The sequence below is a fragment of the Ruegeria sp. YTSA105 genome, from assembly GCF_059610225.1.
In genome coordinates this window covers 19,680-35,113 of record NZ_JBXWNE010000002.1, presented here as the reverse complement: position 1 = coordinate 35,113, position 15,434 = coordinate 19,680, and the positions used below count along the sequence as shown (strand labels likewise).

At 57.5% G+C, this 15,434-nt stretch carries 13 protein-coding genes; 5 read left to right on the top strand and 8 right to left on the bottom strand.

The window, feature by feature from the left end; translation table 11 throughout:
• The first annotated feature begins 14 nt into the window (after nt 1-14).
• A complete protein-coding gene (gene mfd, locus AC2FH2_RS02795; protein WP_496822789.1) occupies nt 15-3,470 on the top strand; it encodes a transcription-repair coupling factor in 3,456 nt (1,151 codons plus the stop codon).
• On the opposite strand, the gene AC2FH2_RS02790 is transcribed toward mfd, so the two are convergent.
• The 5 genes from AC2FH2_RS02790 to AC2FH2_RS02770 all read right to left on the bottom strand — a co-directional run bounded on the left by AC2FH2_RS02790 (nt 3,467) and on the right by AC2FH2_RS02770 (nt 9,311).
• On the bottom strand, nt 3,467-4,135 hold the full coding sequence (locus tag AC2FH2_RS02790; protein WP_496675835.1) for an SH3 domain-containing protein: 669 nt from the start codon (nt 4,133-4,135) through the stop codon (nt 3,467-3,469). The genes mfd and AC2FH2_RS02790 overlap by 4 nt on opposite strands.
• Nucleotides 4,132-5,796 (bottom strand): hypothetical protein, encoded by a 1,665-nt coding sequence (locus AC2FH2_RS02785; RefSeq protein WP_496822788.1) that lies wholly within the window; start codon nt 5,794-5,796, stop codon nt 4,132-4,134. Before AC2FH2_RS02785 ends, AC2FH2_RS02790 begins: the two co-directional genes overlap by 4 nt.
• A gap of 57 nt (nt 5,797-5,853) precedes the next feature.
• The gene (locus AC2FH2_RS02780; protein WP_496693464.1) at nt 5,854-7,062 is read right to left on the bottom strand and encodes a multidrug effflux MFS transporter; all 1,209 of its coding nucleotides are present in this window, start codon (nt 7,060-7,062) and stop codon (nt 5,854-5,856) included.
• 75 nt (nt 7,063-7,137) lie between these two features.
• A complete protein-coding gene (locus AC2FH2_RS02775; protein WP_142633547.1) occupies nt 7,138-7,797 on the bottom strand; it encodes a DsbA family oxidoreductase in 660 nt (219 codons plus the stop codon).
• The gene (locus AC2FH2_RS02770) at nt 7,794-9,311 is read right to left on the bottom strand and encodes a class I adenylate-forming enzyme family protein (RefSeq protein ID WP_496822786.1); all 1,518 of its coding nucleotides are present in this window, start codon (nt 9,309-9,311) and stop codon (nt 7,794-7,796) included. The genes AC2FH2_RS02775 and AC2FH2_RS02770 overlap by 4 nt, the downstream gene beginning before the upstream one ends.
• Nucleotides 9,312-9,376: 65 nt before the next feature.
• Between AC2FH2_RS02770 and AC2FH2_RS02765 the strand changes: the two genes are divergently transcribed.
• A complete protein-coding gene (locus AC2FH2_RS02765; protein ID WP_142633550.1) occupies nt 9,377-10,000 on the top strand; it encodes a helix-turn-helix domain-containing protein in 624 nt (207 codons plus the stop codon).
• Here the strand turns inward: AC2FH2_RS02765 and AC2FH2_RS02760 are convergent.
• Nucleotides 9,989-10,225 (bottom strand): hypothetical protein, encoded by a 237-nt coding sequence (locus AC2FH2_RS02760; protein WP_142633552.1) that lies wholly within the window; start codon nt 10,223-10,225, stop codon nt 9,989-9,991. The two genes, AC2FH2_RS02765 and AC2FH2_RS02760, sit on opposite strands and share 12 nt — an antisense overlap.
• A gap of 368 nt (nt 10,226-10,593) precedes the next feature.
• Between AC2FH2_RS02760 and AC2FH2_RS02755 the strand changes: the two genes are divergently transcribed.
• A complete protein-coding gene (locus AC2FH2_RS02755; RefSeq protein WP_496822785.1) occupies nt 10,594-10,749 on the top strand; it encodes a hypothetical protein in 156 nt (51 codons plus the stop codon).
• A gap of 39 nt (nt 10,750-10,788) precedes the next feature.
• On the opposite strand, the gene AC2FH2_RS02750 is transcribed toward AC2FH2_RS02755, so the two are convergent.
• Nucleotides 10,789-12,615 carry an extracellular solute-binding protein gene (locus tag AC2FH2_RS02750; RefSeq protein ID WP_281972021.1) on the bottom strand — a complete coding sequence of 609 codons (1,827 nt, stop codon included), beginning with the start codon at nt 12,613-12,615 and terminating at the stop codon, nt 10,789-10,791.
• A gap of 291 nt (nt 12,616-12,906) precedes the next feature.
• Here AC2FH2_RS02750 and AC2FH2_RS02745 point away from each other — a divergent pair, with 291 nt between their 5' ends.
• Nucleotides 12,907-13,680, top strand: a complete 774-nt coding sequence (locus tag AC2FH2_RS02745) for a 3-hydroxybutyrate dehydrogenase (RefSeq protein WP_142633555.1) — start codon at nt 12,907-12,909, stop codon at nt 13,678-13,680.
• Nucleotides 13,681-13,698: 18 nt separating this feature from the next.
• Entirely contained in the window at nt 13,699-14,724 is a 1,026-nt protein-coding gene (locus tag AC2FH2_RS02740; RefSeq protein WP_281972022.1) for a patatin-like phospholipase family protein, read from the top strand.
• On the opposite strand, the gene AC2FH2_RS02735 is transcribed toward AC2FH2_RS02740, so the two are convergent.
• Complete coding sequence (locus AC2FH2_RS02735) at nt 14,725-15,402, bottom strand: DUF502 domain-containing protein (RefSeq protein WP_142633557.1); 678 nt, start codon at nt 15,400-15,402, stop codon at nt 14,725-14,727.
• Nucleotides 15,403-15,434 lie beyond the last annotated feature (32 nt).

The following is a 15,434-nucleotide window of genomic DNA, read 5'->3' as shown; positions in this document are numbered from 1 at the left end:
AGAAAGGCTTGGCGATGACGGGTCCGAACCAAGTAATCGTTGGCGGCGCCCCCGAAGGGTTTGACGCACAGCTTGTCCTGAATGAGCTGGCGCGCTCGGGCGGGCCGGTGTGCCATGTTGCGCGTGATGACAAACGGCTAGAGGCGATGCGCGCGGCGCTTGCCTTTTTTGCGCCTGACATGCCGGTATATGTGTTCCCAGGTTGGGATTGTCTGCCATATGATCGGGTATCGCCCAATGCGGATATCTCGGCAGCGCGTGTGGCCACCCTTGCCGCACTTGTGCACCAGATGCCGCAGCAATACGTGCTGTTGACAACTCTGAACGCCGCAACCCAACGCGTGCCCGCCCGTGCAGTGCTGCGAGAGGCGGCGTTTACCGCCCGTGTCGATCACCGCATTGATGAAACCGCGTTGCGGAATTTCCTCGTGCGCATGGGCTTCACGCAAAGCCCCACGGTGATGGAGCCCGGCGACTATGCCGTTCGAGGGGGCATCATCGACATTTTCCCGCCCGGCGAATCCGGGCCGGTGCGGCTGGACCTGTTCGGGGATGTTCTGGATGGAGCACGTCGGTTTGATCCGGTGTCGCAACGTACGACCGAAAAGCTGGCTGTTGTGGAGCTGGCGCCAGTGTCCGAGGTCATTCTAGATGACGCCGCCATCACCCGGTTTCGGCAGAATTATCGCATCGAGTTTGGGGCGGCGGGCACCGATGATCCCCTGTACGAGGCCGTCAGCGCAGGCCGCAAGCATCAAGGCATCGAGCATTGGTTGCCGTTCTTTCACGAAAAGCTTGAAACGCTGTTTGATTATCTGCCTGGTGCCACAATCTCGCTGGATGATCAGGTCACGCCTGCTCGTTTGGCACGTTGGGAAACCATTGCGGATCAATACGAAACGCGGCGGCTCGCGCTTGAGAACCGGTCGCGCATGGACACGGTGTATAAACCGACACCACCGGGCCTGCTTTATCTGGATGACACTGCTTGGGAACAAGCTGTCGGCGATAGGCGCGTTCTGCAATTCAATGCATTGCCTCAGGCCCTTGGGCCCGGGGTGATCGATGCTGGTGGTCGGATCGGGCGCAACTTTGCCCCGGAACGCCAGCAGGAAAGCATCAGCTTGTTCGGAGCACTGGCCAGCCATATCGCCGACAAAATGGCCAAGGGGCCGGTTCTGATTGCCTCTTATTCCGAAGGGGCCCGCGAACGTCTGACTGGGCTGATCGAGGATGAAGGCCTTGCCGAGGCGATCCCCGTGCCCGACGGTACGCGCATCGGCAAAAGCGGGCTGCATCTGGCCGTCTGGGCGCTGGAGCACGGGTTCGAAACGCCCGACCTGACCGTGATCGCCGAACAGGATGTGTTGGGCGACCGGCTGATCCGGCAGCCCAAAAAGCGCCGCAAGGCCGAGAATTTCCTGACCGAAACTCAATCCCTTAGCCCGGGTGATTTGGTTGTCCATGTGGATCATGGCATCGGGCGTTATCTGGGGATGGAAGTCGTGACGGCGGCCGGTGCCGCCCATGAATGTCTGCTGCTGGAATACGCAGAACAATCCAAACTGTACCTGCCAGTCGAAAATATCGAACTGCTGTCGCGATACGGTCATGATGAGGGTCTGCTGGACCGATTGGGTGGCGGCGCGTGGCAGGCCAAGAAGGCCAAGCTGAAAGAACGTATCCGCGAGATGGCGGATAAGCTGATCCGCATCGCTGCCGAACGGGCCTTGCGCAAGGCCCCGATCATGGACCCGCCTCCGCACGCGTGGGAGGAGTTCAGTGCGCGCTTTCCCTATCAGGAAACTGACGATCAGCTGCGCGCAATCGGTGAGGTCATGGAAGACATGCATTCCGGCGCGCCGATGGATCGTCTGATTTGTGGCGACGTGGGCTTTGGCAAGACCGAGGTCGCAATGCGTGCCGCTTTTGTTGCCGCAATGTCGGGCGTGCAAGTGGCGGTGATCGCACCGACAACGCTGTTGGCGCGTCAGCACGCGGCCAGCTTCAAGGATCGCTTCCGGGGCTTCCCGCTTGAGGTGCGGCAGCTGTCCCGCTTCATCTCGGCCAAAGAGGCGCAACAGACCCGTGATGGGTTGGCGCGCGGCACAGTGGATATTGTAATCGGCACCCATGCCTTGCTGGCAAAAGCGATACGGTTCAACAATCTGGGTCTGCTGATCATCGACGAAGAACAGCATTTCGGTGTTGGCCACAAGGAGCGTCTGAAACAGCTGCGTAGCGATATCCATGTCCTGACCCTGACCGCGACGCCGATTCCACGAACGCTGCAACTGTCCCTGACCGGCGTGCGTGACCTGTCGATCATCGGCACACCTCCCATCGACCGGCTGGCGATCCGCACCTATGTCAGTGAGTTCGACGCGGTCACGATCCGCGAAGCCCTGCTGCGTGAACATTACCGTGGCGGGCAGAGTTTCTATGTCGTCCCGCGCATCTCAGACCTACCCGAGATAGAGGAATTCCTGAAAGAGCAACTGCCCGAGCTGACTTATATGGTGGCGCATGGGCAGATGGCCGCGGGGGAACTCGACGATCGGATGAATGCGTTCTACGACGGCAAATACGATGTTTTGCTGGCCACCACGATTGTGGAAAGCGGGCTGGATATCCCGACTGCAAATACGATGGTTGTGCACCGGGCCGATATGTTCGGGCTGGCGCAGCTCTATCAGATCCGCGGCAGGGTCGGGCGGTCGAAAACCCGCGCCTATGCCTATCTGACCACAAAACCGCGCACCCGTCTGACTGCCACGGCCGAAAAACGCCTGCGCGTTCTGGGCTCGCTCGACACGCTGGGGGCGGGGTTCACGTTGGCGTCTCAGGACCTTGATATTCGAGGGGCGGGTAACCTGTTGGGAGAGGAACAGTCGGGCCAAATGCGCGATGTGGGCTATGAACTCTACCAGTCGATGCTGGAAGAGGCGATTGCCAAGATCAAAGCCGGTGAGATGGAAGGCCTGTCGGATGCAGATGACCAATGGGCGCCGCAGATCAATCTTGGCGTCCCTGTCCTGATCCCAGAGGATTATGTGCCCGATCTGGATGTCCGCCTAGGCCTGTATCGCCGTTTGTCGTCGCTGTCGACCAAGGTGGAATTGGAAGGCTTCGCGGCTGAATTAATAGACCGCTTTGGCACGCTGCCGAAAGAGGTCAACACCCTGATGCTGGTCGTGCGCATCAAGGCGATGTGCAAACGGGCAGGGATTGCCAAGCTAGATGGCGGGCCCAAAGGCGCGACGATCCAGTTTCACAACGACAAATTTGCCTCGCCTCAGGGGCTGGTCGAGTTCATCCAGAACCAGCGCGGGTTGGCCAAGGTCAAGGATAACAAGATCGTCGTGCACCGCGATTGGAAGAAGGACAGCGACAAGATCAAGGGGGCCTTTGCCATCGCCCGCGATCTGGCGGAAAAACTTGTGGCCGAAAAGAAAAAGGCCAAAGCCTAGTCACCGCTGACAAAGGTGCACAACTGCCAGTCGCCCGCGTCGGATTGCGCCAATGCAGCCCGGAACCCGGTCATGGGCCACAGGAAATCGCTATGCATATAGCCCTGGCCGCCGTCTGTCAGCAGAACCCTCTGGTACTGCGCGATGGGGGAGAAGTCGCGGATGATGACGACCTCATAGCTGATGAGGTCCAGTATCGCCGCGCCTCGGTTTGGTGCGTTGCGCAGAGTTACATCCTGAGCGGTCACAAAATAGGCCAACGCCGGATCCAGCGAAGCGGGTAGGGTGAGCTGCCATTGGTGGGGCATCCAGAACTCGCCGTCTTCGTTGAAATAGCCAGGCTGTGTCAGGGTGTTTTCCAGATCGGACCAAAAGGTTTCAACAACCTTTTCGCTGTCATCATCATCTTGCTCTGACGTTGCCGGTCCGGGAGTAAGATACTCGCGCAGCTCGTCCGGGCCGCCATTGCCGCCGTGGCTAAGGTAAATATCCGGGCAGGCAACAGACAGCACGCCTTCGATGTCGCGCTCGGCTACCATGTTCAGCAGGTTTGCCCGGAACGAGACGAGGGTGGCATCCCGCTCGGCCTCGTCGATGGGCGGAAAGGACTGTCGATCCGCCAGCGCCGGGCTGCAGAGCAAAGCGAATAGCAGGGCGTATCTCATTCGGCGGCCCTCATGGCGGCTTGGGCACAGAAACAGGACGCCCCAACAGCCCGGTCCGCACGGGCCAGAGCCAGATCGAGCCGTTGTTTGATCTGCACGATCTCAACCGTCTCACCGCGCGCCTTCAGGCAGTCATGCAGGCCCTTGAGGCTCCAGACATTGTCAGGATGGACAGAGGCTCGGCTGAGCGTATCGCCCACCCCCAAATCCTCGCGGTATATGGCCTCGGCTTCGGCGGTATGCCCTTGTTCGAACAGCAATGCACCCAACGCGTGACGAGTGGGCTGCATCCATCCCCATGGCTCGTCATAGGGCAATGTGTCGTCCAGTTCGACCGAGCGGCGCAGATGGGCGTAGGCCGCATCGTAGTTTTCCATGCGATACTCGATTTCGCCACGCAGCATTTCGCGGGCAATGTCCAGCAGGTCGATCACGCGGTTATTGTGCAGCAATCGCGATTCTGGCACGCGGGCCTTGGCAGCGAGGAACAACTGCTCTTCGGCTTCGGCTTCGCTGACCTGCCCAGTGGCAGCAAAAGCAATGGCCCGGGCATAATGCGTGGTTGCCGTGAGAGTGCAGTACAGATCGGGGTCCGAGGGCAGCTCAAGCGCCATTGCCTCTTCCCAACGGCCAAACCGGATGAGGATATGCGGCCCCATTGACATGTAACTTTCGAAGAAATCCGCCATGGGGGGGCTTTCTATGCGCAGCATGTCTTCGGGGGTGGTGTCCCACAATCCCTGATTGGCCCGCAGAGCAGGTTCCATCTGTCCCAGAAATAGGGCGCCATATATGACAAAGTGATAATTGTGCTGGCGGTAGCCGGTGTAGATGTTGAACGCGCCTTCGCGTTCGTAATATTTCAGGTCGGCCTCAACGGCTTTTTGGTTCCAGTGGACGACGTTCTGGTAGTGGCCGCACAGCACGTCGATATGGGTTGGCATATGCACCAGATGCCCCGCATCGGGCACCAGCGTCCGCAGGATGTCCCCGGCCTTCAGCGCCTTTTCCGGGGTGGGCGACATTTCCATCAGGTGAACATACAAGTGCAGCAGACCGGGGTGGGTCATCGCTGCCGGGTCATTCGCCATCGCCGCTTCCAGCGCTTGTTGCGCTTCGACAGTGGCGGCCCCCTTTGCGGGTTGGCCTGACTGCAGGTCCCACATTTGCCAGGGGGTGAGATTCAAAAGCGCTTCGACATAGATCGTGCGCAGGTCCAGATGAGCGGGCTGCGATGCAAACGCTGCGCGCATGGCATCGGCAAAATCGTGATCCCAGTTGTGCATGTCGTCAATGGCTTCGCGCTGGGGATAGCGGGCGGGAAGCGCGCGGATCAGCGCTTGTTCAACCGGCGTACATTCGCCCGCAAGAGACATGGCCAGCTGCGTCGCATCATAGGCCAGCGCCAGCGCCTTTTGCCGGCCCGCGTCATCGTGCAGGTCCCAGGGCATGTTGTAATTCGGCCCCGCCGCATAGGCGACGCCCCAATGGGCCATGGCGCAGTTCGGGTCATGCTCTAGCGCGCGCTGAAAACAGACGACGGCCTCTTCGTGGTTATAGCCATAGGTCCAGACCAGCCCCCGGTCGAACCACAGTTGCGCATCGGGCGAAGAGGTGCTTACCGGACAGGAATGGGTGCCCAGATCGTAGTAGTCGCTCATTGAAAATCTCCCCTCGAAACAAGGGGAGGATAACGTGTTTCACGCGCTCTGCACAGATCAGGCGGGCAATCTGTCTTCTATCCGGCCCATATACAGCATCAGGCCGAACCCCATCGTGCACATGGTCAGGACACCTATTGCCAAGGGAAGGATCGATCCGTCAAACAACTGTCCCAAGGGGGCTGCCACTGCAGCGGCCAGAACGGTTGATACCGCGCCTATGACTGACGCTGCCATGCCCGCAATATGGCCCATCGGCTCCATCGCGATGGCATTCAGGTTGCCCATCGTCATACCGGCCATGAAGAACACGGCAGTCTGCCAACTGACGAAAAGCGCAAATGAGGCGCCATCAGAAAGGTCCAGACCATTCATTAACATGACAAAACATGTAAAGACGATCTGTGCGCCCAAAGTCCAGGTTACAATCCGGCGCATCCCCAATCGGATGACCAAAGTCGCGTTCAATAAACTGGCCGAGCCAGCCATCAGAGCAACGAAACCAAACCAGAATGGGAAACTGTCTGCTCTGTCGTAGATGATGTCATAAACAGGTTGTACCATCGTCAGCATGGTGAACAGCATCCCAAGGCAAAGCGTTTGCACCATGATCGAAACCCGCACAGTCGGGTGTGTAAACATCTGCCGCGCGGCATCAATCATAAGCGGCAGGCGCAGGGGACGGCGATTTTCGGGTGCCAGAGGTTCGCTCAGACGTAGGCCCATCCAAGTGATGGTGATCAAAGAGAACAACATGAACGAAGCGAAGATGCCACGCCACCCGGCCAGAGCGATCACCCCGGCACCCATCATGGGCGCGATGGCGGGAACCAGCGTAAAGATCATCATGGCAATCGAGACGATGCGGGCCATCTCGCGGCCGGAATAAAGGTCACGGATAATGGCCATGGCCACCACGCGTGGGGCCGCGCTGCCAATGCCTTGAAAGATGCGCGCAATCAACAGCATCTCAAGCGAGGAGGTGGCCCAGGCAACTGCGGCAGACAGGATATACAGCGCAGAGCCGACGTAAATTACCGGCTTGCGCCCGAATGCATCCGACAGAGGGCCGGTGAAAAAGGTGCCGATCCCCATGCCCAGCACAAATGAGGTCAGGATCAACTGCGCCTTGTTTGCATCACCTGGGCTGAGTTGCGCGCTGATCTGCGGCAGGGCGGGCAGCATCGAGTCGATAGAAAACGCGATTGTCGCAAACATCATTGCGATCAAAGCGACAAATTCTCCGCGCGGCATGCGATTACTCATGGGGCTCTCCTGACCCGTTCGCGCTATCACAGCGGATTGGGCACGGCCAGTGATCAGAATGCACAGGAGGCTGTGCTATTTTGCAGGGGAAGCCTCGATTTGAGACATGATTTCACCGATCACGCGTTCCCACATTTCCGGTGGTTGCGCGCCGGGGACAGCATGTTGGTTGGCAACGATAAAAGTCGGTACCGACGTCACACCCATCTGCCGGGAATGCGCGTCGCGGTTGCTGATGTCGGTGCGGTCGGCGTCGGATTTCAGCAGCTTCATGACGACGGCGGCGTCCATCCCCTGACTGTCGGCAATATCCGCCAGAACCTCGTGGTCACCGATATCGCGACCCTGTACAAAATAGGCCTGAAACAGGGCATCAACTATAGCGTTCTGCTTGTTTTCGATCCCGGCCCAGTGGATCAGCCGATGAGCGTCCAGCGTGTTCGGGGTGCGCTTCATCCCCTCAAAGTCGATGCCCAACCCTGCGTTTTCGGCATGCTCGACCACCGGGGCATACGCACGGATGGCTCCGTCTTTTCCGCCGAATTTGCGCTCCAAGTATTCGCGCCGATCCATGCCTTCGACCGGCATATCGGGGTTCAGCTGAAAGGGGTGCCATTCAATGATGAATGGATGATCCGGAGTTGCAGCCAACGCTTTGTCCAGATGAGTCTTGCCAATATAGCACCAGGGGCAGATCGGGTCAGACATGATGTCGAGCTTGACGGTCTGGGTCATGTATTGGTCGCCTTGAAATAGGCCGGCAGCGCCCGGCGCAAAAGTTTGCCATTGCCGCCTGTTGGCAGCTGAGGCAGATGGATAAAGGCGCGCGGTTGCTTATAGCGCGCCAGATTTGTCTCGACATAGGCGCGCAGGGCGTCCTCGTCCAGCTTTTCCGGCCCGGTATAGAATGCCACTATGACAAAACTGTCCTGCTTGACCTCAACGGCGGCCGCGCCGACCTGCGAGATGCCGGGATATCGGGACAATGTGGCCTCGACCTCGATCGGTGAGACCCGGTAGCCGCCTGCATTCATCATATCATCGTCTCGGCCAAGATAGGTGATCTGACCATCAACTGCCATTGCACCCTGATCGCCGGTCAGAAACCACTCGCCCTGCATCCTGGCCAGCGCTTCGTCCGGCGCGTTGAGATAGGTCAGCATTAGGCCGGGGTCTGATCGGTGGATGGCGATGGTCCCTTCTTTCCCCTGTGGAACCGGCCCGTCTGGACCCAAAATTGCCACACGTCGCCCGGGTTGTGGTTGCCCCAGTGCATCGCCACGTGCCGGATAGGCTGGGCTTGAAGAGATGAAGGTCGAGCATTCGGACATTCCAAAAGCTTCATACAACTCGTGCCCGGTGATCCGTGTCCATTTCTGGTGCAGATGCCGTGAGAGTTTTTCGCCAGCGCAAAGACCGTGCCTCAGATCGGGAAGGTGCAGATCGTTTGCTTCGTTCAAAATTTTCCGAAACACGCCAGGAGCTGCAGCAAATATCGTGGCACGGTGATTGCGCAGCATATCGGGTAGGTTCGACAGATCGGTGCCGGGTTCCGGTATCAGCGCTGTCGCGCCAATGGTCCAGGGATCCATCAGTCCTGTCCCCAACGTATAGGTCCAGTTGAACGCACCTGCATGGCACAATCGATCCGTTTCCTGCAGGCCGTACCACCCATCCACCATCATCTGCCGCGCCCAAATTGCACGATGGGCATGTGCAACGGCCCGTGGCTTGCCCGAGGTGCCAGACGTATAGACCACATAAGCCATGTCTTCGGGGTCGCCCATCCGAAACTCGGACAGAGGTAGATCGCGCATCTCGCGCAGTTGGCTCAAAGATATTTGGTTCGGGTGATCCGCGCTGGCGATATCGGGATCGCGCAATATGGCGGCGGGCTTCAGATCTTGGATGATCTTTGCCGTTTCTGGCTGCGTCAGCTGTGACGATGTCGGCACGGGTACAATGCCGACCGCGATTGCACCCAGATAGGTTATTGGGAAATCAACCGTGTTCCCCAAACGCATCAAGACCAGATCGCCCGGTTTCAAACCGGCCCGCAGCAGACCTGTACCGGTTGCAAGGATCGCGCGTTTCAACGCAGCAAAGCTCCAGTTCTGTGCCGACGTTGCGCCAAGTACGCACAAGGCAATCTTGTCGCCATTGCGATCTGCTTGACGCAACACATGCGCGGCCAGATTGAAGGGGGTGGGGCAGGCCTTGGGCGGGCCTTGATCGAACAGGGAAAGCATGGCGTCTGGCTAACGCGGCAACTGCTGCGTTGCAAGCGGGACAGGCTGGCCCTATAGAGTGGCGCATGAGAACCAAAGAGCAGACATCTCTGATCCGAATTGCCCGAAACTCGGGCGAGCATACAGAGGTTGAACCGCTGGACCTTGGCGTCCGTGTGCGTGAATTGCGCAAGGCGCGAAACTGGACTTTGGAACAAGCGGCCAATCAGGCGGGATTGGCGCGTTCAACGCTCAGCAAAATCGAAAACGGGCAGATGTCGCCTACATACGATGCGCTGAAGAAACTGGCGATCGGGCTGGAAATCTCTGTTCCGCAGCTGTTCACGCCGCCACAGCGCGAGCAGGTGATCGGGCGTATGGCCGTGACCCGGATGGGACAAGGTACCAGCCACGCAACCACAACATACGAGCACGAATTGCTGGCTGAAACGCTTACGAAAAAGCAGATGCTGCCCTATCGCGCCCGTGTACGTGCCCGGTCGATGGATGAGTTTGACGGGTGGGTCCGCCACGATGGCGAAGAATTCCTGTACGTGCTGACGGGTGTCGTTCGCCTGTATACTGAGTTCTACGAACCCGTCGAAATGCGCCGCGGTGACAGCGCCTATTACGACGGCAGCATGGGGCATAATGTCGTTTCGGTCAGTGAAGAAGACGCGATGATCCTGTGGGTGACGTCACTTACCTAGATGTTTGGTGACTTCACGGGTTAGCGCTTCGGTGAACAGGAAATCCTCAAGCTCTTCATGTGCCTCGTTCACCGTCAGATGATGGCGTTCGGCCAGATAAGCCTCGAATTGCGCACGGTCGCGCCCGACCGCATCCATGTCTCGGTCGCGCAAATTGGGAAACCGCCGTTTTGCACGGGCGTACATTTCATTCCAATCTTGCGTCAGATCGTTCCACTTAAACATCAATTGGGCTTTCTGTTTGTCTGGCTACAGATCTGCTCGGCCCTGAATTCAGGGTACGAATGGTGTTTGCAGGTAGGGCTATGGCAAAATGTCGCACCTTGAGCGTGCGAAGTTTAAATCAGTTAGGCCCGCCACAGGAAATCTGAGACGGGCCTACGGACCAAATAGTTTTGAGTGAGTGGAGGCTGGTCCGAAAATACTGTTCCTGATGTTGTAACACAGCTATGTGTCGGTAATGTTTGGCGTAATTCAAATTGGATACATTTGTACTAGTCGCAGGCTATATCTTTCGAACCCGTTACGTAAAGCCCCTTGTTGAAATTTTTCAAATTTGTCTGAAACTAGGGATCGCATCAATTTATAGCGGAATGCCCACAGCATTTACCTGCATGTCGTGGTACTGCGGGTCTGTGCCAGAATCCGCCGAAGGATATGAGACCCACACAGCAAACGCCGAACGGGTCTTATTGCATCACATCTGCGCGGTTGCGATCCTCTGGAACGAGATTGGCACGGACAGTTAGCAATTAGGAAAGGACGGGGCCGCCTCTTTTGAGGCGCTGCTATTCCTCGTACCACCAGACCTGCGGCATGTATTCCGGCCCGTCACCGTATATGGGCAGGGTTTCCGGCTGTTTCAGCTCACGCGCATGTGCAATCCGGCCGACGTCAAAGCTCCAGATCGGGATGACATACCGGCCAGCGGTTAGAACGCGATCCAGCGCGCGGGTCGCAGACACGAAATCTTCGTGGCTTTCAGAGGCCAGCATCGTATCGATCAAACCGTCCACTGCTGGCGACTGAACCCCCATCAGGTTACGTGTTCCTGCCGTGTCAGCATTTTCACTGCCCCAATACAGGCGTTGTTCGTTACCCGGCGACAGGGAAAGAGCCCGGCGAAATGGGGTCATGTCAAAATCATGCGCATCCATCCGAGAGGTGTATTGTGCGTCGTCGATTTTTTCGACTGTAAGCTCGATGCCAAGCCGTTCAAGCGTACGCGCATAGATTTCGGCGATCGTTCCGACATTCTGGACAACGTTGAGGCTGCCCTGGCTGATGACCATGTCAACGATGAACGCTTCGCCATCTGCGTTTCGCAACACGCCATCCTGAACTGTCCAGCCAGCCTCTTGCAGAAGCTTGGTTGCCTTGCGCAGATTGGCCCTGTTGCGTTCCGAACCGTCACCTACCGGCAGCTCGTAACCTTCCAGCGTACCGGGCAACAGTGTATCGGCGTACGGCTGCAGCAGTTCAGCCACCTGACCGGTGGCAGTACCGGGTTGCATCGCCAGATCCGAGCCCGAGAAATACGAGGTTATCCGCGGTTGCGCGCTTCCGGTGACGGTGTCGTTGATGAATTCGAAATTGAAAGCCAGAGTCAGAGCCTCGCGCACGCGCCAATCATCGAAGGGTGGCTTGCGCGTATTCATGACAAATCCGGTCATGCCCGAAGGCTTGCGATGCGGGATTTCGGTTTTCAGCACATCGCCGCGCTGTACCGCGGGGAAGTCATACTGGTTGTTCCACTTATCGGCGTTAAACTCGCGCACGGCTGAGAGCTCGCCTGCTTTGAAGGCCTCGAATGCGACTGTGCCATCCCCGTAGAACTCGATCCGCATCTCATCCAGATTCATGGTGCCGCGCCGAAACGGAATGTCAGCGCCCCAGTAATCCGGATTGCGACGCAGGTTCACATACCGTCCGGCTTCGTACCCGTCGATGACATATGGTCCAGACCCCAAGGGGATGTCTTGCAGCGGCGCGTCGGCAAAGTCTTTACCCTCCCACTGTGCCTTCTGAAGGATCGGGCGCATCCCGGCGATCAACGCAAGCTCGCGGTCGGGGTCGTTAAACGTGATGCGGACGGAACGCGGTCCGGTTTGTTCGATACTGTCGATCTTTCCCCAAAGGCCGCGATATCTCAGATGCCCTTCGGTTCCCAAAGTCTCATATGACCATATGACATCCTCGACAGTGACCGGTGATCCATCCGAGAATCGGGCATTCTCTCGCAGGGTAAATTCGACCCAGGATCGGTCTGGAGCCGTCTCAACTGATTCGGCTAACAACCCGTAAAGAGTGAAAGGCTCGTCCCAGGAACGCCCCATCAGGCTTTCATGGGTCCAAAATCGCAACTGCCAGGGTGACGTGCCTTTTTGCACAAACGGGTTAAGGCTGTTATAGCCGCCGGTATTTCCAAATACGACTTTGCCGCCTTTGGGTGCATCAGCGTTGACATAGGGTAGCGACACAAAATCCGGTGGTAGGGCAGGGTCGCCATACATAGCTATGCCATGGGTCGATTCTGCATGGGCTGCTGCAACGGCAAAAACACTAACGATTCCCGCGATCATAGGGCGAACGGGGCGAAGGAAATCGGGGCTCATTTTGGAAACAATCCTGCTCTGGCCTTATTTTGTTGGGATTCACCGTAGCCATGATTTTTCATATTATCAAACTTTTAGCTTGGACGAAGGCGTAGAATTGCTTATAAAGGGCGTACTGCTCGATAGGTTTCTTGCCTGTATGAAACCTGCCTCAATAACTTAACGCCCGCTTCGTGCGGGCGTTTTTTTTGTGCGATTTTCGCTGATACAGCGCCCCCAATCTTTCCCCGTTTTCTTTGCAGGTGCAGCATGGCACTGTGCCGTCAACACGGAATCTGACGGAGAACAGCCATGAGTCTTTCGGGCAAAACAGCAATCATCACAGGATCGAATTCAGGCATCGGGCTAGGCATCGCCCGCGAGCTGGCCAAGGCCGGGGCAGATGTGGTGCTGAATTCGTTTACTGACCGCGACGAAGATCATGCTCTGGCCGCAGAGATCGGGCAGGAAACCGGAACCAACGCGCGCTATATCAAAGCGGACATGTCCAAGGGTGACGAGTGTCGGGCGCTGATCGAAAAGGCTGGAGCCTGCGATATCCTGGTCAACAATGCCGGCATTCAGCATGTGGCGCCGATTGATCAGTTTCCAACCGACAAATGGGACGCGATCATTGCGATCAACATGAACTCGGCCTTTCACACCACTGCCGCCGCGTTGCCGATGATGCGCAAGGCGGGCTGGGGACGGGTGGTGAATATTGCATCGGCCCATGGGTTGACGGCATCGCCTTTCAAAGCCGCCTATATCGCGGCCAAGCACGGTGTTGTCGGGATGACCAAAACCGTAGCCCTCGAGACCGCACAAGAGCCGATTACCTGTAATGCGATTTGCCCGGGATATGTGCTGACGCCGCTGGTCGAAGAGCAGATACCCAATACGATGAAAGAATACGATATGAGCCGTGAGGATGTCGTGAAGAATGTCCTGCTAAAGCGGCAACCTTCGAAAGAATTCGCTACGGTCGAACAACTGGGCGGTACGACGATCTTTCTGTGCTCGGATGCGGCGGCGCAGATCACCGGCACGACGATTTCAGTTGATGGCGGGTGGACCGCGCTCTGAGCCTTGGGGAGTAGGGCAGTGATACGTATCAATCTGGCTTTGCAGGGCGGCGGCGCGCACGGAGCGTTCACTTGGGGTGTGCTGGATCGTCTGCTGGACGAAGATGATATCGAAGTCGCGGCCATCACCGGAACATCGGCAGGTGCACTGAACGGTGCGGCCTATAAGTCTGGCATGGTACGGGGCGGCCGGGAGGGCGCGCGCGCCAATCTTGATGCGCTCTGGGCTCGTATGGGGGCCGTCGACGATACGAACCTGACCAACTGGATGCGTGCGTTTGAGCCCTCACATATCGCACAGTCCATCGAAAATTCGCTGCCGTTTGCTGTAGGCGACGCCTGGTCGCGATTGGTTTCGCCTTATGCCTATGGGCCGTTCTACCGTAACCCCTTGCAGCCCGTGGTTGAGCGCTTTGATTTCGATGAAATATGCGCTGCCGAAGGTCCGCGTCTGTATGTCTGCGCGACATGCGTGCGCAGCGGAAAGATACGGGTGTTCACAGGGAATGAGCTGTCGACTGAGGCCATCCTTGCTTCCGCCTGTTTGCCAACCCTGTTTCAGGCGGTCGAGATATTCGATCCAAAATCGGGCCGGACCGAGGCTTACTGGGATGGCGGATATACCGGTAATCCAGCTCTGTATCCCTTGTTCAATTCCGATCTGCCCGAGGACGTGGTGATCGTGAACATCAACCCTCTGGAACGGGAAGAAATCCCCAAGACGCCGCAGCAGATCCAGAACCGGATCAATGAGATTGGCTTTAACTCATCGCTGTTTCGGGAACTGAGGGCCATAAGCTTCGTTCAGCGCTTGCTGGAGGATGGCAAGCTGAAAGCGGGCGAAATGAGCCGTGTTCTGGTTCACATGATTGCCGATGACGCGTTGATGAATGACCTCTCGGTCGCGACCAAGACAGTGCCCAACCCTGTGGTCCTGCATAAGCTCAAAGAAGCTGGCCGCAATGCAGCTGATCAGTTTTTGACAGATCACAAGGCCGATTTGGGTGCACGCAGCACGGTCAATCTGCCGGAAATGTTTGGATAGTCACTCTGGTGGCTGGGTCGGGTCTTTGTCGTTCGGGTAAACAAGACCGGCCGAAATCACCAGCTTGGCGGCATCTTCGATCGACATGTCCAAAAGGATGACGTCCTCGATCGGAAAGAACAGCAAGAACCCCGATGTCGGGTTGGGTGTCGTCGGAATGAACACGCTGTACAGATCGCCACCCGCTTCTGCACGTTCGTTGACTTCTCCCTTGGCGGTGGTCGAGACGAACCCGATGGCCCAGATGCCACGGCGCGGATATTGAACCAGACAGGCTTTTTCAAATGACCGTTCAGTCTGGGCAAAGACGGTCTCGGAAATCTGCTTGATGCCTGAATAGATGGACCGGATGACCGGCATCCTGTTCACCAGGCTTTCGGTGAACGAGATAAAGGATCGGCCCAGGATGCCCTTGGCAACCCAGCCAACCACGACGGTGAACACCAGAAAAAAGATGACACCTACACCGCGCAGGTTGATGCCTACATATTGTTCAGGCTGGAATTGGTGGGGAACCAGCGGCAGAACCGCACTGTCGATCCAGCCGACAACAGACCAGATCAGCCAGATCGTCAACCACACCGGCGCAATAACGACGATGCCCGTCAGAAAGGACGCGCGCAGCCGTGAGAACAGGCCGGGCTGTCGGTTGGGTTCTTCGTCAAAAGGAGTGTTCATTACGGTCCTGAGTGGCTTGCGAATTTAGTTAA